At 52.2% G+C, this 12703-nt stretch carries 13 protein-coding genes and 2 pseudogenes; 4 read left to right on the forward strand and 11 right to left on the reverse strand.

All coding sequences use genetic code 11. The features are described from left to right. The first annotated feature begins 87 nt into the window (after nt 1–87). Together CAter10_RS05040 and CAter10_RS05045 are read left to right on the forward strand one after the other, a co-directional pair. Nucleotides 88–507: a surface-adhesin E family protein gene (locus CAter10_RS05040; RefSeq protein ID WP_061532552.1), complete on the forward strand. Its 420-nt coding sequence runs from the start codon at nt 88–90 to the stop codon at nt 505–507. Between the two features lie 310 nt (nt 508–817). Continuing rightward, a complete protein-coding gene (locus CAter10_RS05045) occupies nt 818–1105 on the forward strand; it encodes a hypothetical protein (protein WP_061532553.1) in 288 nt (95 codons plus the stop codon). Between the two features lie 418 nt (nt 1106–1523). On the opposite strand, the gene CAter10_RS05050 is transcribed toward CAter10_RS05045, so the two are convergent. After that, nucleotides 1524–2294 carry a hypothetical protein gene (locus CAter10_RS05050; protein WP_128082985.1) on the reverse strand — a complete coding sequence of 257 codons (771 nt, stop codon included), beginning with the start codon at nt 2292–2294 and terminating at the stop codon, nt 1524–1526. 877 nt (nt 2295–3171) lie between these two features. Between CAter10_RS05050 and CAter10_RS05055 the strand changes: the two genes are divergently transcribed. Then, complete coding sequence (locus CAter10_RS05055; RefSeq protein WP_061532555.1) at nt 3172–3702, forward strand: hypothetical protein; 531 nt, start codon at nt 3172–3174, stop codon at nt 3700–3702. Nucleotides 3703–3957: 255 nt separating this feature from the next. Here the strand turns inward: CAter10_RS05055 and CAter10_RS05060 are convergent, their stop codons facing one another. From CAter10_RS05060 to CAter10_RS05080, 5 genes and pseudogenes are all read right to left on the reverse strand, one after another. Further along, nucleotides 3958–4305: a carboxymuconolactone decarboxylase family protein gene (locus CAter10_RS05060; protein ID WP_061532556.1), complete on the reverse strand. Its 348-nt coding sequence runs from the start codon at nt 4303–4305 to the stop codon at nt 3958–3960. A 115-nt stretch (nt 4306–4420) separates the two neighbouring features. Then, nucleotides 4421–5239 carry a sulfite exporter TauE/SafE family protein gene (locus tag CAter10_RS05065; protein WP_061532557.1) on the reverse strand — a complete coding sequence of 273 codons (819 nt, stop codon included), beginning with the start codon at nt 5237–5239 and terminating at the stop codon, nt 4421–4423. A 61-nt stretch (nt 5240–5300) separates the two neighbouring features. Further along, nucleotides 5301–5731 (reverse strand): annotated as a pseudogene (locus CAter10_RS05070) (DUF6691 family protein). A 1-nt stretch (nt 5732) separates the two neighbouring features. Continuing rightward, nucleotides 5733–6167, reverse strand: coding sequence for a YeeE/YedE family protein (locus CAter10_RS05075; protein ID WP_061532558.1), 435 nt, complete (start codon nt 6165–6167; stop codon nt 5733–5735). After that, nucleotides 6161–6499: an ArsR/SmtB family transcription factor gene (locus CAter10_RS05080; protein ID WP_061532559.1), complete on the reverse strand. Its 339-nt coding sequence runs from the start codon at nt 6497–6499 to the stop codon at nt 6161–6163. The genes CAter10_RS05075 and CAter10_RS05080 overlap by 7 nt, the downstream gene beginning before the upstream one ends. An 86-nt stretch (nt 6500–6585) precedes the next feature. On the opposite strand from CAter10_RS05080, the pseudogene CAter10_RS05085 reads away from it, so the two are divergent. After that, nucleotides 6586–7445: pseudogene (locus CAter10_RS05085) on the forward strand (MBL fold metallo-hydrolase). A 151-nt stretch (nt 7446–7596) separates the two neighbouring features. Here the strand turns inward: CAter10_RS05085 and CAter10_RS05090 are convergent. The 5 genes from CAter10_RS05090 to CAter10_RS05105 all read right to left on the reverse strand — a co-directional run bounded on the left by CAter10_RS05090 (nt 7597) and on the right by CAter10_RS05105 (nt 12699). Beyond that, nucleotides 7597–7989 carry a DUF302 domain-containing protein gene (locus CAter10_RS05090; protein WP_061532560.1) on the reverse strand — a complete coding sequence of 131 codons (393 nt, stop codon included), beginning with the start codon at nt 7987–7989 and terminating at the stop codon, nt 7597–7599. 145 nt (nt 7990–8134) lie between these two features. Next, entirely contained in the window at nt 8135–9097 is a 963-nt protein-coding gene (locus tag CAter10_RS05095; protein ID WP_061532561.1) for a universal stress protein, read from the reverse strand. Nucleotides 9098–9173: 76 nt separating this feature from the next. Then, nucleotides 9174–10754: a cation-translocating P-type ATPase gene (locus CAter10_RS23390; protein WP_236905494.1), complete on the reverse strand. Its 1581-nt coding sequence runs from the start codon at nt 10752–10754 to the stop codon at nt 9174–9176. Between the two features lie 178 nt (nt 10755–10932). Next, entirely contained in the window at nt 10933–11727 is a 795-nt protein-coding gene (locus tag CAter10_RS23395; protein WP_236905495.1) for an HAD-IC family P-type ATPase, read from the reverse strand. A 24-nt stretch (nt 11728–11751) separates the two neighbouring features. Further along, on the reverse strand, nt 11752–12699 hold the full coding sequence (locus CAter10_RS05105) for a cation diffusion facilitator family transporter (RefSeq protein WP_061532562.1): 948 nt from the start codon (nt 12697–12699) through the stop codon (nt 11752–11754). Nucleotides 12700–12703 lie beyond the last annotated feature (4 nt).

Raw genomic sequence — 12703 nt, forward strand, 5'->3', positions numbered from 1 at the left:
TTTGTTACCAAAATGCCGTGTAGGCACGGGAATTAATGTTTATCATGCGAAGTCGAAACAAAGCTCGTATTTTTTAAGGAAAACCAGATGAAAAAATTAGCGCTCACCCTGACTCTCGGCCTGGCCTGCGTAGCGGCCCAAGCTGCCGACTGGCAATCCGTTGGATCCAGCGATGCATCCGAGCTCAAGCTGGACCAAGCATCGATCAAGGAGAACAAGGGTATCCGCGAAGCCTGGTCAATGTGGAATTTCAAGGATGCGCGTAAGAACGAAGGCGATCCAAAATTCCCTACCTTCCATTCTTATCAGGACTTCACACTGTACAACTGTAAGGCTAAGACATTGCGTCTGGCTGGCGAAGTTCTGTACGCTGAACTCGATGGTGCCGGCGCCAAGCTGGATCATAGCGATGCATTGAAGAATTCGCCGTTTACCAAACCGGCAGAAGGCTCCGTGGCCGAAGTCATGATGAATTTCGTCTGCGCGTTTCCTCTCGCAGGTAAATAATCAAGCTATCAAGTCGCAATATGCGTAGACCGACGTGGCCTGCGTGCCGCAACGCCGGGGAAGTGGCGAGTCGCCTGAACTCGCCGAAATAGCTTTGACAGGGCAGCCGTTGCACTTGCTATACGCTTGCCCAGATCGTCTGCTCTTCGCATGCATGTTCCAGTTACAGCCGTAATTCACGGCGAGAAATGAAGTCGAAATTCCCGCATCGGCTGTATATCCAATCCTTTACCGTAGCGAATCTGCAGCATTCGTATTCTGCTGTACCTGTATTCTCCAGAGATGTGCAAACTCGAAGGCAAACTCAATCATGAAAAAACAATTCATCGCTGTATTCGCACTGTTGGCCGCAACAATGATTTCAACCGCATCGGCGCAAGAAGGGACACCGCGAGTATCGTTGGATAACGCAAAGCCTCCGGCATCCGAAGAGTGCCGGAGGCTGCAGGACCGTATCGATGAACTCAACCGGATGGATGACGAGCGGCTTGCCCGCGGTGGCAAGAACGAGCGCCAACTCAGTCCGGTACAAACCAAGGAATGGATCAGCAAGGAACGCAAGGATGCACAGACCAAGATGTTTTTTGCCAAATGCTAATAGCGCCGACTTGGCATAGTTAGTTGCCATGTCCAAGGGCCTTGTTCGGACGGGTATGCTTGGCCAACGAAATCTGTCCCAGCATTCTTGCAGTCTTTGCTATACTCACGCCCAAGTCGTTGGGTACGTTAGTTCGACCTATCGAGTTTGATATGAAATGGTATGGGCGCTTGATGTGAAGTAAGCACTCTGCGCATTTCTGTTCCAGTCCTCGCCATAGTTCAAGGGGATATTCTCCATGTAATTACTGGCTCTGCGACCCGCTCGTATCAATTCTGTATCAACCACTTCCCAACAGACCCTAAATCAACAGCACGAGCGCCTCTTAAAAGTATCGTGTGGCAGCAAAGGCAGATTTATATAATCGCCATATTGCATTTCATGAGCAATCAACCGTTAGGAAGCAGCATAATGGGAGTCAATCCGTGATGCCCATTATTTTGCCGTAACCGCAAGCCTTAAGAATTGCAACGGAATAGCCATGGAAGGTGTAGTCATTTCCAGAAAAAGCATAAAAATCGTTTCGTGGCTCAGGGCGCAAAAGAGTGGCGAACAGATTCACGCAAAGATACAAATTTTGTAGCCTGGACTCAGCGAACGTCTTTTTATTGTCTTTTAGCTTAAGGTTACACAAAAGCTTATTGTGTCCAATGTTGGACTCTTTATTGCCATCGACAACGTGATTTTTGATGCATTCATTTACTGCTCCAGTTCCAAGCTGCATATCGAACAGTATTCCGTAGATTTCTCCAGAATCGGCAAACCTTTGTTTTATGTTTGGAGAGTCAACAATCAGTCTCTCACTCCATTTTTCATCTGCTAAATCGAACTCGGCTTGCGCTGTCGCAAGGGCTTCTGGTGATGCATTCGTTTTCATCAAATCGATGAGCTTATAAGCTTTGGACGAATAATGACTAAACGCGGTGGATAAATCATCAATCGAAGCCCTGAGATCATCCATGTTTTTCACAATGGCATCACGTTCCCGAAGCCTTACTTCATGGAGGTACGTAAGCCATCCACCGACAATGCCGGAAAGTGCAAAGCCAATGATGATCAGCGCCGCCGGATGCCGCACAAAGTGGTCCACATTATTCCAAAAACCTAGTTGCCCCTTCGGATTTTTTACAATAATGAAGCCCTTCAAGGTTAACCGGGGCGCGCTAAACGAAATTAATCTCTTTTTCACCATACGATCCTTAAGAAATTGCCTTAGAAGTATTTGTTGATGCTATCACCCATCACATTTGTTAAGGATCGACTGAACAACTCGTTCGGATTGCATGTAAATACCGAAATAATTTTAGCTTGCTAAAATAAAGTGCCCCTCGGGAAAACGGTAACATTGGTAACCTTTTTTGGAAATCGACTGCAAAGCCTTGTAGCATAAGACTTTGCGGATTTCGACAAAAGGTAACTTCGGGGTAACCTTGGGGTAACATGGTTACCCTAGTAGAAGGTAATATAGCTAAAAATAATAGTTATATATATCAAAGGCTTAGAGGGAAGTTACCTTTGAGGTTACTAAAGATTACCTTTCAAAGGTAACCACATGAACCTATATAAATCAGGTACTTACAAAGGGAAAATAGTGCAGGTTACCAATGTTACCTTTTCCCCGAGGTCAAACCTAAAATCAGCTTTTCATTGCTTACACCAGAGCTCAGTTTTACCCCTCCAGGTGCGTCATTTCGCGTCATTTTTTTTCGACATATTCTGGCCCTCAGACGGCAGGTTTCCCCTATGTGCGTCATTCCTGAAAATTTGAGTCGAAAGCGACCTATTTAGCGGGCAGGCGTGGTGGGGGGATGACTGCGCGCGCCAGGATAATTTTCGATGGATCGATAATCGACACAACAATTTGCGATCAGGTCGTGGCTGCCTACTATCAAACCGACAACCGATTGCATCATGTATTGGCCGACGCTCGCGCCCATCGACGCGGCTGGCTTGCTTGGACGGATACCCAGAACAAAGGCTGACGTTTTTATGAATACCGCGTGAATAATGTACGGGAAACTGTTCAAATATTTAGTATCCAACCACATTAAAGTTGGAGGCAGACCATGTCTAAAACAGCCATCGTTTCATTTGCGATCTTTGCTTTTTCTGGAAGTATTCATGCTCAAACCATGGATCACTCCAAGATGGATCATGCTACCCACACGGCAGCGATGGCTGACGCGCAGCGTCAAGCTGAGGTGGCCCGGCGTGGCAAAGACGTTATGCCTTTTAGTTTGCCAGCTACGACGCATGTTTTTACTAAAAATGCCGAAGGTGGTGTGCAAAGAGTGATTGCCAAGAATTCGGCAGATGCCGGCCAAGTCAGTTTGGTGCGGCAACATTTGAAAGAGATCCGTAGGCAGTTTCTGAAAGGAGATTTCTCAGGGCCATCCCATATTCACGGTCAGGATATGCCTGGTCTGGGTGATCTCAAGGCTGCACAGCCTGGACAGATTGTTATTACGTATAAAAATGTGACAGGCGGTGCGGAGCTGACTTACCAAACCTCGGATGCTATATTAGTTGCTGCCTTGCACAAGTGGTTTGACGCACAGCTTTCTGACCATGGTAAGGATGCAATGAGCGGTCATTAAATAAGGGCCGCAATATAGTCCCATCACCACGCGGCTCACGATTTCATTGCTTGGATTTTTCGTTGTATATTGAATTTATCTTACATCATGAACCGTGATGAATAAACACATCAATCCTGCCGGCAGGTCTCATTGCTTTTTTGTGTGTGAGTGCAGAGTGCGACTCCGATAACTCACCGCCAGCCCAAGCTTATGATTTTTTTTGGCGGTGAGCACGTGGATACGCGGGTATCGATTTTCTCCCTGATGCGAACGCTACTCTGAGAACTCTTCAAATGCTTTCAACGCATGGGTGGCATACATCATGGAGGGACCTCCTCCCATATATACGGCCGTTCCCAACACTTCTTCTATCTCTGCTCGTGTTGCCCCTAATTTGACCAGAGTCTGCATGTGAAAGCCGATGCAGTCATCGCAACGGCAGGCTACTGCAATGCCTAACGCCACCAATTCCCGCGTCTTCTTGCTCAGGGCTCCCTCTTGAGTGCCAGCTGCAGCTAGCTGGCTAAATGCCGCCATCAAGTCTGGCTGTGATTGCCGCAAGCCGCGCATCTTGGCTGCGACCTCTTTGGTCAGCTCTTTGTAGACTGGAATACCGCTCATGCCAGCTCCTTTGGTTGGTAAGTCAAAAATAGACGCCTGTTTGGATTGCACCCCTCGAGCTGGAGTCAGGTGTTTCATTTTCCTCTTTGAGGAAGTGTATTCCGTTTTTACCTGTCTATGCAGCAAGCACGACTTTCGCAGCCATGCCGACAGCAATGAGGGCGGCGACCAGGGCAAAGCCCTGTTGCAGCCTTGGTCCACTTAATCGGCTGGCGACAAGTCGTCCGCCCAGCATACCCATTACAGCGCCTGCGGCGAATGGCATGCCCACTTGCCAGTTCATGCGTCCCGCAATGGCGGTCGACATGACGCCGGAAGCCGACACCAGCGTAATCACCGCCAAGGATGTCGCCATGATGGCGTGGACAGGTGCGTTGGTTGCCCGTCTGAGTGCCGGCACAATGACAAAGCCGCCGCCAACGCCCAGCAGGCCCGAGAGAAAGCCGGCGCCGATACCTGAAAGTGCAAGCGCTCGAGTGCAGGAAGCGGTCCAGACAAAGCGCCCAGTGCCCGCGTCCAGCTGACATGGCGGCAATTGCTGGATTGGTTCAGCCTGGAGAGGTTTCGACGGGGTCGTTTGCTTGAACATTCGTAGCGCCACAAACGCCAGTACAGCAGAGAATAGCAAGGTCAGAAGACCATTTGGCATGCGATGAGCGAGCCATAGGCCTACGGGCGAGAACAACGTACCGGTCACGGCCATCAATGCGGCGGCCCGGTAACGCACGATACCCGCGCGTAATCCGATGACGGCACCGACAGCAGCGGACAGGCCAACTGCGAGCAGGGCAACAGGCGCAGCCTCTGCCACACTCAGATGCAAAATGAAGAGCAGCAAGGGGACGGCGAGGATGGCGCCACCGGCGCCGGTCAGCGCCAGGATCAGGCCGACCACGGCTCCAAGGGCTGCGCTACCAGAAGTTAAGCTTTCCATTTATTCACCATATACATGGACTCGCCAGTGACAAGTTTTCCAATGTGCCTTGCTCGGCGAGTTAAACCTGCTGCAGACTCGATTTCACCCGCTCAAGCAACTCGAATACAACCATGCGGCCACCATGGCGGCCACAAAGCCCCACGCCTTCGGATAACCCGCGCCCAAGGCAACTAGCGCAGGACCCGGACAGAAGCCTGCAAGGCCCCAGCCGATGCCGAATACGGCGCTTCCCAAAACCAGTCTCAGCGTTACCTTCGCATTGGCTGGTAGCTGCACGGGCAATCCCAGGAACGAGCGCTTGCGGCGTTTGGCAATGAAGAACGCGAGCGAACCGACGGCTATCGCACCGAGCATCACGAAGGCCAGCGACGGGTCCCAGCGTCCCGCTAGGTCTAGGAAGCCCAGGACTTTTGCCGGGTTGGCCATACCGGAAATCATCAGGCCGATGCCGAAGAGCAGGCCAGCCAGTAATGCAGTGACTGCGGTCATTTCAGCCTCCAATCAGATGTCGTTGCACGAAGACGGTCGCGAAGCCTGTCGCCATGAAGGTCGCCGTCGCGATCAGCGACCGAGTGGCGCCACGAGAGATGCCGCAGACGCCATGGCCGCTCGTACAGCCGCCGGCATAGCGGGTGCCGAGACCAACCACAAAGCCGGCGATGAGGATTTCACCCCAGCCGGCCTGAATGTCGGGAGTCGCCGGATTGCCGAACGCACTCGCGAGGATTGGAGCGCCGACCAGGCCCGTCAGGAAAGTTATACGCCATGCCATGTCATTGCGCGGCAAACTTAGCAATCCTCCGAGGATGCCGCTAATTCCGGCGATACGGCCATTGAAGAGAACGAGGACGGCTGCCGCCGCGCCAATAATCAATCCCCCAGCCAGCGATAAGCCGGGCGTGAAGTTTTCTAGATCCATCAACATGTTGTCTCCTGTTTGACATTGGCGCAAAACTGCTCGTATAGAACCCCCATCACGGCAAGCGCCTCCTCGCTTGCAATGGAATAGAAGATGCTCCTGCCGTCCCGCCGCGTTGCGACCAGGCCGTTTTCACGCAGCACGCCGAGTTGCTGGGAAAGAGTCGGCTGCCGTATGCCGAGTCGCTCATCCAGTTCATTCACGCATAGCTCGCCCTGAGATAACTGGCACATCAGCAGCAACCGGTCTGGATTTGCCAGCACCTTGAGCAGCGCGCAGGCTCGCGCCGCAGCGGCCTGCATGGTCCCAGGGTCAATGGGAGAAGGAATATTGTTCATATAGCTAGGGAATAATTAATTTGAATATATTATATACTTTGATATAATAATTGCGAGTAGTTTTTTTACCTTCACGGAGTCCTCTGATGCCAACCACCATACAATCGTTCTTCGATCCCGCGACTTGGACCGTGACCTACGTGGTTTACCAGGAAGGGCAGACGGAGTGCGCCATCATTGACTCTGTGCTGGACTACGATCCTAAAGCGGGACGGACCTCGACGGCGAGTGCCGACAAGGTCATCGCATTTGTACGTGAGCACAAATTGCGGGTGGAGTGGATACTGGAGACGCATGCCCACGCTGACCACTTGTCGGCTGCGCCTTATCTCCGAACCCATCTGGGTGGCAGGATTGCCATCGGGCAGAATATCCGCAGCGTGCAGGGCGTCTTCAAGAAGCTGTTTAACCTGGAGCCGGAATTCCGGCCCTACGGCTCACAGTTCGACCATTTGTTTGAAGAAAACGAAGAATTTGCCATTGGCGGCCTGAGCGCCAGAGCACTCCATGTGCCTGGCCATACGCCTGCCGATATGGCCTACCAGATTGGGGATACGGTCTTTGTCGGCGATACGCTCTTCATGCCCGACGTCGGCTCGGCCCGTTGCGACTTTCCGGCGGCGATGCGCACGCGTTGTATCGCTCCATTCGCAAACTGTTGGACCTGCCTGCCGCGACCAGGCTTTTTATGTGCCACGATTATCCACCTGCGGGCCGCGAGCCCGGGTGGGAAACCACCGTATATGCTCAGCGGAAATACAACATCCACGTGCACGACGGCGTAAGCGAAGAACAGTTTGTCGCCATGCGCCAGGCGCGCGATGCGACGCTGGAAATGCCGAACCTGATTTTGCCGTCGGTACAAGTCAATATCCGGGCCGGAGAATTGCCGCCCGCCGATTCGAACGGCGTTCGCTATCTCAAAATCCCGCTCAACGCTATTTGAATGTAATCGACCAGATTAAATTTGCTATTCTTGCCTCCAACTACCGATATGCCAATCGTTAGCTTTTCGCCCACGGCTTTCCAGCTGGCCTCATACGCATCACTGAACCATGCGCTGCAACAGCCGACTCCTCACGCAATGTGTTGCGCGCCTATGTTGCGGCCATCACTCGCGCCAGTCGCTCCCGCACCTCACTTGCGAGCTCGGCGACTTCCGGCCTATCGACCAATTGGAGCACTGCATCGGTGTTCATGAACTCGACCTGTATGTGGCCGGCCTCATCTTGACGCACCACCACGTTACAAGGAAGCAGCAATCCAATTGATGGCTCCATCGCGATGGCGCGGTCAGCCAATGCAGGATTGCATGCACCAAGGATGCGGTAGGGGGGAATGTCTTTGTTGAGTTTCTTCTTTAACGCTGCGGCAACGTCAATGTCACTCAAAATACCAAAGCCCTCCAGTTGCAGCGCTTGCGTAACACGGTCGATTGCATCTGAGAAAGGAACATTGACGGTTTTCCCGAAGCCGTATTTGATGGTCATGGCAGGTTCTCCATAGTGAAGTGTGTTGAGCAATGAAATTCAGGACGTCGCTTACAAGGTTGTGATTTGCTGTCTCTCGCATCATTTTTAGCGTAATCACTATGCGCAATTTATACAATTCTCGCGCTGAAAATTATGCGTTGAATCAAGACTTTATGATCAGAACAGGACGGTCCGAGATGCGCAGATACTGCTCAGCGACGCTACCTAGTGCAAATCTCAGGGCGCCATGCAGTCCGTGCGAGCCCATTACCACCAAACCAGCATCCCATTGCGCAGCGGCACTCTTGATAATTTCCGCGATTCTTGTTTCCCGTTCTTTGAGTTCAATTACTTGCATATCCCCCGCGACACCGGCGACATTGAAGATATGGATCGCCGCTTGCCTGATGTTTGCTGTTTGTTTGGCCGCCGCCTTAAGTATTTGGTCATGATGAAAATACTTAGCGCTAAGCATAAATAAATCGATGAACGGATCCACATTCACATACAAAGCACGAATTTCGCAGCCTTTTTCTTTGGCCAATTCTATCGCCTGGCGCAGGGCACTATTTGCGAGTTCACTGCCATCTATCGCTACCAAGATGCGTTGAGCCGGGACGTGATCGTTTTTCCGAGATAGTCCGGAAATCCGGCTATTTTGCTGTCTTGCGGGCGAATCGGAATGTACCAGCAGAATGGGGCGCTCTGAAATGCGTACAAAGTGTTCAGCCACACTTCCCAACATCAAGCGTCGCACCCCGCCTCGTCCGTGTGTTCCTAGCACTGTCAGGTCGATGTCGTGCTTGTCACCTTCGGCTTTGATTGCCTCCGGGATGCCACCCTCAAGATCACGCAATTCCAGCAAACTTGTCTGCACGTTAAAGCCTTGCAGCCGCAATTTAGATTCTGCTTCTGACAGCATTTCTTTGCTGTCAGAAAGAATCGCCTTGCGCATTGACTCAATGTACGAAAAGTCTCCGTCAATCGATGGGTAGTTTACGAGCCAGTCTTCGATGACATGGACAATGTGTATCGTTGAACCCGGCACAGAAAAATTGGTAATTTCCGTTAATGCTCTGTCGGACGTTTCGCTACCATCAATGCCGAACAGGATATTCTTGTACATAGCAATGGTGTCCTCTAAAAAAGAACATATATCTGACCATCAATCGAACATGATCGCTCCGGCCGTTCGATATTCATCAACGGGCCAAGGATCTACGTCGGCCAAAAGGGTGTTTCACGGCTTCGAACCATAACAAATTCATTGCGGCCACACCGACACCACCCAATAGCATCGAAGGCGTCGGCAGGACAAACGCGAATAACCGGCTGATGGCAGGAATCCCTAGTGTGGCGCCCAGCAAGACGAGTGTAGTCAGGGCAATCCATCCGAAGTAACGATTGGAGCTCCCGGAACGGCGCCAGGAGGCTTGCCTCCACGAGCGATTTGCATGGATTAATCCAAGATTAGATATCACCAGCACGGTGAAGGTCATGGCACGAGCCATACCGTCAGAGTTCGACATGAAACGAGTGCCTGCATACACAACGAGTAAGGTTATAAGCAATCCGCCTCCCTGCCATAAGCCGCGTATAAGTACCTGCTTGTCGAACAGATGTGCTTCCGGACGACGCGGCTTGGCTAGCATGGCTCCTGCCTCAAGCGGTTCAGCCTCAAAAACGATGGAACATGCGGGATCAATGATCAATTGCAAAAAAAGAATATGAACCGGCAACAGCAGAATTGGCCAGCCCAGCAGGACGGGTATGATCGACAGGCCGACAATAGGCACATGCACCGCTACCACAAAGACAATTGCTTTACGCAGGTTGGCAAATACCCGACGACCGTAGCGCACTGCAACGACGAGTGACGAAAAATCGTCATTTAATAGTACGAGTGCGGCGGCTTCGCGAGCAACATCGGTACCTCTCGCTCCCATGGCCACGCCGATACTGGCTGCTTTCAGCGCTGGCGCGTCATTGACGCCATCTCCGGTCATCGCCACAACATCCCCCCTCGCGCGGAAAGCCTGCACGATTCGCAGTTTCTGTTCCGGTCGAATGCGACTGAAAATGTGGGTGTTTGCGAGTCGCGTGCGCAACTCGTCATCGCTCAAATTAGTCAGTTCAGCACCAGTGATGACAGCGTCGTCTGCAGGAATCCCTGCCTGTCTGGCAATTGAAACTGCGGTTGCAGAATGATCACCGGTGATCATTACCACGCGAATTCCTGCCATATGACACTCTGCAATCGCTTGTGGAACATCGGATCGTACTGGATCCTCCAATGCTATTAATCCCAGAAATTCGAACTCGAAGTCATGTTGATTGCCAGGCAGAGTTTCGGCAGCGAAAATAGCGCGCGCAACGCCCAACACCCGCAATCCGTCAGCCGCCATGAGCCGCACCTGCTCGGCAACCACAGCGCAGCGCGTGGTGTCGAGATGGCATAGATCAACGATTGCTTCCGGCGCACCTTTAGCGGCAATCACCCGTTCGCGCTGATTAGGAGATTGCCAGACACGTGACATGGCCAGCATTTCGCGTGACAGAGGGTAGTCTTCTATTAAGGTCCAGTCGCCATGAAGGTGCTCGGTATTTGCTAGTAAGTGTTTCCCCGCCTCACCGATAGCTGACTCCATCGGGTCAAAAGCGCGGCGATGACTAGCCAATACCGCGAATTCCAAAATGCCGTGCAATTCCTCCGGGAGCGGAGCGGATCCAGCCACTGTCGTGTCGTAGATAGCTGAATCAATCCATAACCGTCTGACCGCCATTCGATTCGAGGTCAAAGTTCCTGTTTTGTCGACACAAAGTACGGTGGTCGCCCCAATAGCTCAATGGCTGGAATGCTTCTCGCCAATACTTGTTCACGCGCTAACCGCCAGGCGCCAAGGCCCAAAAAGAGCGTCAGCACGACCGGCAGTTCCTCCGGCAATATCGCCATCGCCAGTGTCAGCCCGTAAGCAAGCCGTTGATCCAATCTCCACGTGTCAACCAGTAGGTAACTGCAAGTCCACCCGCCAAGAGCAAACCGACGGTTGCTACATGTTTCACGACGCGCCGTGTTTCAAGTTGAATGGGGGTACTCTGTCCACCTAAGCCCGCCAGAGATTTTCCGATATGCCCAAGTGCGCTGCGTTCGCCGGTAGCAATGACACGACCACGTGCCGTGCCTTGCGTGACGAGAGTTCCAGAGAACAGTTGCACAGCATCGCTCACATCCGATGCGATAGCAGCGAGATTTGAAATAAGACCTGTTTCCTTAGCCACCGGGACAGACTCTCCCGTCAACATGGATTCGTCGACTGCAAGGTTTGATGAATCTACGATATATATATCAGCGGGAACGCGGTCACCTTCGGCCAACAATACAATGTCGCCGCGAACGAGGTCACTCCCCGCTATCTTGCGTGTCAGTCCGTCGCGTATGACTAGTGTTTGCGGGCTAGAGAGGTCGCGCAACGCCTCCAGTGAACGTTCTGTACGGCGCTGCTGGAAAAATGTGATCCCCATAACGACGAAGACAAAGCCCAGTAGCATCAACGCCTCGTTTCGATCGCCAAGGAACATATAGATAGCGCCACAAGCTACCAACAGCAAGAACATCGGTTCAGAGACAATCTCACGTAGCAAGCGCAATATGCCGCGTCGACTAGAGACCGGAAGCTCGTTCGGGCCGTCTTGAATGAGGCGCTCGCGCGCTTCTTTTTCGCTCAAGTCATCATCATGGGTGAAGGATGCTGACATTGATGACTCCCCCAGCGATATCGGTTATGTTTCGATGGTTTTATGATCTAGATCGGGACGCCGCCAAGGATCCACGTGCGTCATCAGATTTAGCACGCGATGACGCTGTAGCACCCGCTGTCGTGCTGCAACCGCTATGTCATGACCAGCCTCTACGCTAATTGCGGCATCAACCTCTATGTGGGCATCAACAACGATCATATCCCCCATCTTGCGTGTACGTACGTCGTGGACACCATTAACGCCGGGTGTTTCAATTAGTGTGCGGCGGATAGCCTGAACTTCTTGCTCATTGACGGAACGGTCCATGAGGTCATGGAGTGCATCCCAGCCAAAACTCCAACCCATCTTGGCGACCATGAATCCCACGATCAGCGCTGCGATGGGATCCAGTATAGGGTATCCAGCCAGATTGCCGATGATACCGACACCCACAACCAGCGAAGATGCCGCGTCGGAGCGCGCATGCCAAGCATTTGCTACCAACATACTGGATTTGACACGTTTGGCTACCGAAAGCATGTAGCGAAACAGCGTTTCTTTTGCAATGAGGGCGCCACCTGCAACCCAGAGGGCAACAATGTGCACCTTTTGCACCGTATCGGGATCTTCCAGTTTGCGAAAGGCGGACCACAACATACCAATACCGACGGCTAACAGCAGCAAGCCTAAAACTAGCGAGGCTGCAGTCTCGAAGCGCTGGTGACCATATGGATGGTCTTCGTCAGCATCCTTTTTTCCGTGATAGCTGGCAAACAGCACAACGAAGTCCGCAACAAGGTCTGATAGCGAGTGGATCCCATCGGCAACGAGACCTTGGGATTTGGCGAAAACACCTACAACCACCTGTGTAACGGTCAGTAGAAGATTGACACCGACGCTTACCCAGGTGCTCCGAGACGCAGCTGCCGCGCGCTCTTCTGGGCTGTGTCGGGTGTCTTCCGGATCATCGGCAATTTCGTCAAAATTCATGGAA

The organism is Collimonas arenae, assembly GCF_001584165.1.
GTDB lineage: Bacteria > Pseudomonadota > Gammaproteobacteria > Burkholderiales > Burkholderiaceae_D > Collimonas > Collimonas arenae.

Coding starts and splice junctions, on each gene's coding strand:
- CAter10_RS05040 (WP_061532552.1), top strand. CDS start 88: ATGAAAAAATTAGCGCTCACCCTGACTCTCGGCCTGGCCTGCGTAGCG.
- CAter10_RS05045 (WP_061532553.1), top strand. CDS start 818: ATGAAAAAACAATTCATCGCTGTATTCGCACTGTTGGCCGCAACAATG.
- CAter10_RS05055 (WP_061532555.1), top strand. CDS start 3,172: ATGTCTAAAACAGCCATCGTTTCATTTGCGATCTTTGCTTTTTCTGGA.
- CAter10_RS05060 (WP_061532556.1), bottom strand. CDS start 4,305: ATGAGCGGTATTCCAGTCTACAAAGAGCTGACCAAAGAGGTCGCAGCC.
- CAter10_RS05065 (WP_061532557.1), bottom strand. CDS start 5,239: ATGGAAAGCTTAACTTCTGGTAGCGCAGCCCTTGGAGCCGTGGTCGGC.
- CAter10_RS05075 (WP_061532558.1), bottom strand. CDS start 6,167: ATGTTGATGGATCTAGAAAACTTCACGCCCGGCTTATCGCTGGCTGGG.
- CAter10_RS05080 (WP_061532559.1), bottom strand. CDS start 6,499: ATGAACAATATTCCTTCTCCCATTGACCCTGGGACCATGCAGGCCGCT.
- CAter10_RS05090 (WP_061532560.1), bottom strand. CDS start 7,989: ATGACCATCAAATACGGCTTCGGGAAAACCGTCAATGTTCCTTTCTCA.
- CAter10_RS05095 (WP_061532561.1), bottom strand. CDS start 9,097: ATGTACAAGAATATCCTGTTCGGCATTGATGGTAGCGAAACGTCCGAC.
- CAter10_RS23390 (WP_236905494.1), bottom strand. CDS start 10,754: ATGGCGGTCAGACGGTTATGGATTGATTCAGCTATCTACGACACGACA.
- CAter10_RS23395 (WP_236905495.1), bottom strand. CDS start 11,727: ATGTCAGCATCCTTCACCCATGATGATGACTTGAGCGAAAAAGAAGCG.
- CAter10_RS05105 (WP_061532562.1), bottom strand. CDS start 12,699: ATGAATTTTGACGAAATTGCCGATGATCCGGAAGACACCCGACACAGC.